12 protein-coding genes are annotated in these 7,883 nt (G+C 46.0%); 3 read left to right on the forward strand and 9 right to left on the reverse strand.

Annotated elements, in window-relative coordinates; all coding sequences use genetic code 11:
* From M0R35_07390 to M0R35_07400, 3 genes are all read left to right on the forward strand, one after another.
* Positions 1-208, forward strand: a 208-nt coding sequence (locus M0R35_07390; GenBank protein MCK9595479.1) for a UDP-N-acetyl-D-glucosamine dehydrogenase, incomplete at its 5' end; no start/stop codon positions are given.
* Between the two features lies 1 nt (position 209).
* On the forward strand, positions 210-1,157 hold the full coding sequence (locus tag M0R35_07395) for an SDR family oxidoreductase (protein MCK9595480.1): 948 nt from the start codon (positions 210-212) through the stop codon (positions 1,155-1,157).
* Positions 1,158-1,350: 193 nt separating this feature from the next.
* A complete protein-coding gene (locus tag M0R35_07400) occupies positions 1,351-1,737 on the forward strand; it encodes a DUF134 domain-containing protein (GenBank protein MCK9595481.1) in 387 nt (128 codons plus the stop codon).
* A 212-nt stretch (positions 1,738-1,949) separates the two neighbouring features.
* On the opposite strand, the gene M0R35_07405 is transcribed toward M0R35_07400, so the two are convergent.
* The 9 genes from M0R35_07405 to M0R35_07445 all read right to left on the reverse strand — a co-directional run.
* Positions 1,950-2,435 (reverse strand): DUF2062 domain-containing protein, encoded by a 486-nt coding sequence (locus tag M0R35_07405; protein ID MCK9595482.1) that lies wholly within the window; start codon positions 2,433-2,435, stop codon positions 1,950-1,952.
* Positions 2,416-3,966 carry a long-chain fatty acid--CoA ligase gene (locus M0R35_07410; protein MCK9595483.1) on the reverse strand — a complete coding sequence of 517 codons (1,551 nt, stop codon included), beginning with the start codon at positions 3,964-3,966 and terminating at the stop codon, positions 2,416-2,418. The genes M0R35_07405 and M0R35_07410 overlap by 20 nt, the downstream gene beginning before the upstream one ends.
* Positions 3,967-4,012: 46 nt before the next feature.
* Positions 4,013-4,984, reverse strand: coding sequence for a radical SAM protein (locus tag M0R35_07415; GenBank protein ID MCK9595484.1), 972 nt, complete (start codon positions 4,982-4,984; stop codon positions 4,013-4,015).
* A complete protein-coding gene (locus M0R35_07420) occupies positions 4,985-5,515 on the reverse strand; it encodes a DUF4416 family protein (GenBank protein ID MCK9595485.1) in 531 nt (176 codons plus the stop codon). It lies immediately after the preceding gene.
* Between the two features lie 11 nt (positions 5,516-5,526).
* Positions 5,527-5,904 carry a PilZ domain-containing protein gene (locus M0R35_07425; protein ID MCK9595486.1) on the reverse strand — a complete coding sequence of 126 codons (378 nt, stop codon included), beginning with the start codon at positions 5,902-5,904 and terminating at the stop codon, positions 5,527-5,529.
* Complete coding sequence (locus tag M0R35_07430) at positions 5,901-6,092, reverse strand: hypothetical protein (protein ID MCK9595487.1); 192 nt, start codon at positions 6,090-6,092, stop codon at positions 5,901-5,903. Before M0R35_07430 ends, M0R35_07425 begins: the two co-directional genes overlap by 4 nt.
* A gap of 15 nt (positions 6,093-6,107) precedes the next feature.
* Complete coding sequence (locus tag M0R35_07435; protein ID MCK9595488.1) at positions 6,108-6,455, reverse strand: PilZ domain-containing protein; 348 nt, start codon at positions 6,453-6,455, stop codon at positions 6,108-6,110.
* Between the two features lie 191 nt (positions 6,456-6,646).
* Positions 6,647-7,336, reverse strand: a complete 690-nt coding sequence (locus M0R35_07440; GenBank protein ID MCK9595489.1) for a TonB C-terminal domain-containing protein — start codon at positions 7,334-7,336, stop codon at positions 6,647-6,649.
* 205 nt (positions 7,337-7,541) lie between these two features.
* Positions 7,542-7,883, reverse strand: a 342-nt coding sequence (locus M0R35_07445) for a TonB-dependent receptor (protein MCK9595490.1), incomplete at its 5' end; no start/stop codon positions are given.

Below are 7,883 nucleotides of genomic sequence, written 5' to 3' on the forward strand. Positions count from 1 at the left end.
TGACTCGTTTTTCCCGTATTTGAATATTGATGATATCAACCTGAAATGCGTTAAACTGGATAAAAAGACCTTATCTAAAGTTGATTGCGTGATCTTGATTACTGACCACACCGCTGTGAATTATGATCTGGTGCGCCGCAATTCCCGGCTTATTTTTGATACCCGCCACGTTTATAAAGAAAACTTTGCCAATATAAGGACGCTTTAATATGAGATTCCTGGTTACCGGCGGAGCCGGGTTTATCGGTTCGCATATCACTGAGAAATTGCTTAAGGATGGGCATTTTGTCCGGGTCCTGGATAATTTTTCTTCAGGGAAACAGCAAAACCTCAGTTTTGCCCAGGGTTTGCCGGACAGTAAATTTCAGCTGATCCAGGGGGATATTAGGGACAAGTCTATGTGCGAGAAAGTCTGCCTGGATATTGACGCGGTCTTGCATCAGGCGGCTTTGCGTTCAGTGCCCAAATCATTAAAAGACCCGGCAAGCTATAATGAAGTGAATATCAATGGCACGCTTTATATGCTGCAGGCGGCCAGTAAAAACAGAGTGAAGCGTTTTGCTATGGCCTCATCCAGCTCGGTTTATGGGGATGTGGACACTTTCCCGGAAAAAGAGGACTTTTTGCCTAAGCTCATTTCGCCGTACGCGCTGAGCAAATTAGCCGGCGAATATTACTGCCGGATATTCTCCGAACATTACGGCCTGGAGACTGTGGCTTTGCGTTATTTCAATGTGTTTGGCCCCAGGCAGGCTTTGGATGATGAATATGCGGTGGTTATCCCTAAATTCATCAACTGCATAATGCGCGACAAGCAGCCGCCGATCTTTGGGACAGGCAAACAATCCCGGGATTTTACCTATATTGATAATGTGGTCCAGGCCAATATCCTGGCTGCTACAGCCGGAAAGATCAAGCATGAGGTATTAAATGTGGCTGCCGGAAAGGATACCACGGTATTGCAGCTTGTGGATATGATAAATGAGATCTTAGGCAAGCAGGTCAAGCCGGAGCTGTTAGCGGTAAGGGCAGGGGATGTTTTCCGCACGAACGCGGATATCAGCCGGATCGCGAGAATACTGGATTTTAAGCCCGCGGTGAGCTTTAACGAGGGGCTGAAGAAAACCGTGGACTGGTGGCAGAAGCAGCCTCGTTAGAGAATACCTCACGTAGTTAACAATAATCCTACCGTAAATCAGAAAAATCACCGTTTTTACATCTGATTGGATTTGAGCTGTTTACAGAAACATAAATTTCTTGACTTTGGCTGATTATGGGTATATACTCATAATAAATACGGCGTTAAAACCGAGTAAGTTTGAGTAAGCGCAATTTAATCCGGATAATCCTATGAATGACCGTGGAAGGCCCAAGAAAAAGCGCGTGGTGCGAAATGCCCCTAAAATAAGCCAATTTAGCCCCAGAGGCCGGCCTGGAAGGCCGGATGAGGCGGTTCTGGGGATGGATGAGTTTGAGGCCTTAAGGCTGGCTGATCATTTGGGTCTTAGCCAAAAGAAAGCCGCCGGATCTATGAAGGTGTCTCAGCAGACCTTTAGCCGCATACTTAAGCGCGCCAGAAGGACTATTGCTGATGCCTTGGCCAGCGGGATGATCATTCGAATACAAGGTGGCGCGATAACGTTCGCTGATTACAATGTCCGGCCCAGGTCAATAGAGCCGCAAAAGGCCTGGGCCTTGAAACGCAAGCCCCAAGCAGAAGCAAAACCCGCCCTATAAACCAATTAATCAAATAAAAGCCTATAATAACAACTTCCTATAATAAACGTTATGTTAACTTGCTAATTTAGCGGTAATATGGTTAACGCGTTGTATTGTAATGATTTACGATATGCTGTTATTTCTTTGTGAATAAGTGCTTTTGAACTTACTTGGACTTACTTAGTTTATTGAAGGCTTACATTCTGCTGCAGGTGTTGGATATGCCCTGTTTATTGCTTAACTCTGCGGATTTTTTTGATTATAAGAAAGGTTGATATTAGGGATAAATAACCTATTATTCCCGCTGTCAGGCCGATGATTATCAAGCCTAAAATCGGGGCTAAAGCCATTTTTAAAAGCGATAATTTAAGGATATTTGACCAATGAAATTCGCGTAAAAACAAGGTCCAATCATTAGCCACTTTTTGCCAATGCAGGCCTAATAGCCCGGAGCCGATTTTAATGGCAATTGGTATGGTAGCCAGGCTTAACCAGGTATTGGTCAACAGACTGCCTGCCAGACTGCTTAAACGGTTAATTCTAAACAATGTGGCTAAGACAACTGCTCCGATCGGGCCGCTGCCGGGGAAAATCCCCAGAAAAATGCCCAGGCCAAAGCCCAATGATATTTTCTGCGGGGTGTCTTTTATCTGCAGTATCCGGGCCAGGTTTTCGCGCCATAAACCCCGGGGTTTGTTATTGTTGTTTTTCTTCATTTTTGAGCAGTCGTTTAAGGATCTTTCCGGTGGAATTCTTAGGCAAAGACCCGCGCAATTCAATGGTTTTGGGTATTTTGTAAGCTGCCAGCCGCTGCCTCAGGTACTGTAAAAGTTCATGGGAGGCGGCTTCAGCGTTGTCTTTGAGGACCACAAAACCTTTGGGTACCTCTCCCCTGTGCGGGTCCTCTATGCCTATCACTGCGGCTTCTTTTACCTTGGGATTCTGGTAGAGGACCTCTTCGATCTCCCTGGGATAGACATTAAGGCCCCTGACATTGATCATTTCCTTCTTTCTGCCTACTATATAAACATATCCGGATTTGTCGAATTTTGCCATATCCCCGGTATAAAGCCAGCCGTTTTTAAGGGCTTTTAGGCTTTCTTCAGGCTGCCGGAAATAACCCTGCATAACATTAGGCCCTTTGACCAGCAATTCGCCGATATGTCCCGGTTCTAAGGCATTATCTTTATCATCTACGATCTTTAATTCTATTTTTGGGGACATACTCAGGCCTATAGATCCGGGTTTGCGTATGCCTTTTATGGGGTTTAAAGTGACCACAGGCGATGCCTCGGTCAGGCCGTAACCTTCGATCAGGGATATGCGGAATTTAGCCTCAAATTGTTTAAAAGTATCCACCGGCAGGGCTGCCGCGCCGGATACGCACAGTTTTACCGGGTTGAACAGCTTGATCAGCGGAGTATGGAATATACGCGGCAGTTTTATGTTATTCAAGACCGTGTACATTGAAGGTATGCCCACAAATATGTTTATCCGGTTCTTGCGGATACTGCGGATGACCCTTTTGAACGGTTTTATCGATTTCAGGATCACGGTTTTTGCGCCGGCTGAAAACGGCAGGTTCATGCACACAGTAGCGGCGAACGAATGAAATAACGGCAGGATGCAGATGAATGTCTGGCGGCAGTTGATCTTTAAGGCCCGGGCGCAGTCATAGGCGTTGGATATCAGGTTGTAATGCGAAAGCATAGCGCCTTTGGGGTGGCCGGTAGTCCCGGAAGTATACAATATCACCGCCAGGTCGTTTTCTGCCGGGGCGTTTTTCTGCAGGATTTGCGGATCGTTTTTCCGGAGCCGGTCAAAGGTCAGGATATGTTCCAGGCTGGTTTTGCCCGCGGCGATTATGTGCTTAAGGCTTTCTACCCGTAAACGCAGTTCCTGGGCGGTTTCCAGGTGGAGCCTGGATGTGATCAAAGAGCATGCCTGGCTGTCTTGTAATACGTAGTTGATCTCTTCGATCTTGAACATGTAGTTTATCGGCACGGCTATCGCGCCCGCTTTAAGGATCGAATAATAACTGGTTACGAATTCCGGGGAATTATCCATCAGTATGGCGATGCGGTCCTGTTTTTTTATTCCCAGATGGATAAGGCCGGCGGCTATATGGTCAGTGGTTTCCTGGAGGGTTTTGTAGGTTATTTTTTTCTGGCCGAAAACAATTGCGATGCGTTTGGGGTATTTTTTGCTGCTGGCGCTTAATAGGTCTCCTAAGTTCTTCGCTCTCATATGCTTTCAAGACCCGGTCTTCTAACTTGTTTATTCCCAATACCTTTCAAGACCGGGTCTTGAGATTGGGTTTGATATTTATCCCGGCGTATCTGTCCAATCCGCCGGCTTCCTGGATCCAGCCGTTATGCAGGCCGTATTTTTCCATTATAGTCTGCGCGGACTCATATTCTTCCAGGCTGATCCTGCGGCTAAGCTCCGGAAAATCCCCGGATTTATAGCAAGGGAAATACTGGCTCATCAGGCTGATATATGTTTCCGGGGAAAGTTCTTCGCTGATAAATTTCATTATTTTATCCGTGCCGGAGATGTCTCCTGGAAGCACCAGATGCCTGATGATCAGGCCTTTGGTCATTATCCCGGATCCGTTTATTTCGGCGGTCCCGGACTGGCGATGCATTTCTTTTACCGCCTGGCGGTTGTATTCAGGATAATCATTTGCGGAGGAATATTTTTTGGCGGTTTCATTATCGGCGTAGCGCATATCCGGCAGATAGATATCGATGAGCCCATCCATAAGCCTGATCATTTCCGCGAGTTCATAGCCGCCGCTGTTATATACTAAAGGTATGTTCAACCCGGATTTAATGGCTGATTTTAAGGCCTGCAGGATCTGGGGCATTACGTGTGTAGGGCTGACCAGGTTGATATTGTGGCAGCCGAAACCCTGCAATTCCAGCATTATATTGGCTAATTCTTCGGAAGTGACCTCTTTTCCCTCTCCCCCCTGCTGGCTGAACTCGAAATTCTGGCAGTAAACGCAGGCCATATTGCAGAAAGAGAAGAAAATAGTGCCTGAGCCCCTTTTCCCGGAAACCGGCGGTTCTTCGCCGTGATGGGCCATAAAACTGTATACCCTGGCTTTTTCTCCTGTTTTGCAGAACCCCTTCTGGTCTTTTAGCCGGTTTACCCGGCATTTTCGCGGGCAGATCGCGCAGGAGCTTAGTATTTCCCGGGTTTGGGCAATGGCCCGGTCTAGTATTCCGTTATTATACGCTTCTAAATAGGCAGGCTTCATTTAAATGCGCTTGGTTATCTGCTGGGAATAGATATGGCGGATATGGTTGAATAACCGGATGTATGCATCGGTGCGATAATCCGGGTATGTCCAATCCCACGGCCGGAAACTTTTGCCCTGGTAAGACAAAGTGATCTCCGCGTATATTCCCCGGCCCAGGTATATGCGGTGCATATAATCTTTGGTCGTGGCCAGGACAAGCTTGGCCATATCCAGGTATCCCGGGTCGATGTTCACGGTGCGCCCTTTTTTGCAGCTCAATTTTTTTTCTATTTTATTGGTCAGTATTTTTATGCGGGATAAAGCCTCAGGCGGGATCAATTTGTTGAAACTTATGAATCTGCGGAAAAGGTCTCGGCCGATCTCTTTTTCGTAATGATCGGTGACGTTAAAATTAAAAACGGGGCTTTCAAAATCGATCCTGCCGAATTTCTTGGAGAGTATGCGCAGGGTTTTGGAATAGGAAAGTTTGTCCCTGAAGATCAAAGCAAGGATCAGTTTTACCGGCTGGGGCTTTATTATCTTTCCCATTCTTTAAAGGATTAATTCATCGAACAGGCGGTTTGAGGCAGGCACTGCGAAACGTATTGCGATAACTTCTGACGGGATGGGTTCTTGATCTCGTTAAAGAAAATAGCGACATTAAATCCGCCGGACGGGTCGTCCTCGGTGCGCACGATCACCCCGTAACAATCAACCAGGCAGTTTTCCCGCATCCCGTTATTCACCAGGGGGATGTTCAGCTTTATTTTAACCTTGGTAAAGGGCGGGACGTATTTTTCGATGTGGCAGTACGTGCCCAGGCAGCTGACATTATAGGTGCTGGTAGCGAAGTCGTAACCATTGGCCATCACATTGAGCGGAAGGTTTTGATTGATCCTCGGGTGAAGCCTTCTCTCTTTTTTAGAGATGGTTTTCATTTCGCGGCCCCTTCTTTTTCTTCGGCGGTTTTCTTTGATTTTAGCCAGCATTTCTTAGTGCAATAAAATTTGCCGTTGCGGTAATACCTGCGCACTTTCTTTAAAGGTTTATTGCAGCTGGGACAGTTGGTCTGCTTTTCTACGGGTTTAGCCTCTGTTGCCGGTGCCTGCGCTGTTTCGTTAGCCATTTTACTTTAAACTCCTTAAGCTTGATTAAGTTTCATGTTGATGTAATCCGAAAGATACTTCTTATCTTGCGAATTTTCCCATTCCAAAAACTGCGCGCCGAAACGGTATTTATCGGCATGCGGATACGGGTTGGACCAGACAATTTTGCCGATCGGCCTTAATACCCGGGCAAAGATATTTATCTCCATCATCACCGTTGTCTGCGGCGGGATGAATTTGTTATTGATAAAACCTATGCCGCTGTCGCTTATATCGTCGCTAAGGGTATTTAAAAACACCGGGGTCCCTCTAACCTGACAGCGTAACGGCCCGGTGAAATCTATTCGAGGTGCGCGCCTTGTTTCTTCGATCCGGTTGATCATTTTTCCTTCTCTTTTGGAGGAAGAACCGTGGCATTTTCTACCTCAATAACGAAATTATAACACATATTTCGCATAAGTCAATAGCTGGAAAACGTTTTCATTCTCAGTAGGGGACGGTTCCTCGTTAAATTAACGCTTGAGGCATAAGGTGTTACAACAACGCACTTGTCAAATCCGATAAGTCCTTTAATTTACTCAATGGTAAATGAGATTATTACGTTAAATGAGAGCTGCGGGTAGTCCAGGTCTTTGGAAAACGGCGGGAACGGTGCGGCGTCGCGGATGCTGCGGATCGCCACTTCCCGTAAATAAATATTTCCGGACGACCTCTCTTCTATCAGTTTGACCGTGTTCAGTGCCCCGAGTTTTGAGACCACAAAGGCGAGATAAACCTCGCCGGTCTCGGCGTGGGAGTAATTTTGATAAGCTGCCCTTCTGATCTTTTCGCGGACCAGGTTGTAATAACTGACATAAGAAGGATTATTGATCTTGTTCATTTCAACCGGGGCCAGGGATATTTTTTTCTTGAGCGCGTTTATATCCGGCTTGTTCGCCGCTGGTTTTATGAAGTTCATATCGTTGATAGTCAGGGTTTTCTTGCCCGGGATTCCGTTCTTGTCTGCCGCGGGCCGGGGGATGATCCGGTCAAATTTGCTGATCCGGGAATTTATGCTGACGCGACTGTTTCTTTTAGATTGGGTTTGTTTGGTGAACGGCTTGGGTTTCGGCGGCTGCGGAGGGTTTTTAAGATATACGATCCGCACCTTGGTCATCCGTTTATCGCGGATAAAAGGATTGAGCTGGGGTATGCTTAGAAAAATAACACTATGCAATATCAGGGACGCGATCAGCGTCCGCTGGAAGATACTTTCGGTATTCATGTAAACCAATATAATTTAGTTGCTACTTTCTGTCAATAACTATATTAGGGGACGGTTCCTCGTTACGCAACGTTTTACTTATCAATAGGTTACAATAAGGCGTTTTACACTTTTAACAACACCGCGATTGAATAAATATGACAAACCCGTTATTGTAACTTGTTATGGCGCAAGCAGTAATTTGAAGAGGAACCGTCCCCTCTTTTTAGAAGGTTACCTTTACGCCGGTGGTTATGGAAAATCCCGGCATTGGATAATCTTTGATCACTTCGTATTTACGGTCGAAGATGTTCTTTAACCAGAGGTATCCGGTTATGTTCTCATTGACCTTCTTGGAAAGGCTGAGGTTGAAAACATAGAACTCTTTTACCGGATCGTTATTGGTTGTATCTTTATACCTGCGGCCGGTAAATTGCCCGTTTAATTCGCAGGTGAACCCGTTTATGTCGTGATATCTTAATGCGGCGTCGACTTTATGCTTGGGTTGATAAACTATATATTTATTCGTGTGTTTATCCACCGCTTTCTGGAATGTATAATTCAAATC

The organism is Candidatus Omnitrophota bacterium (assembly GCA_023227985.1).
Taxonomy (GTDB): Bacteria; Omnitrophota; Gorgyraeia; order Gygaellales; family Profunditerraquicolaceae; genus JALOCB01.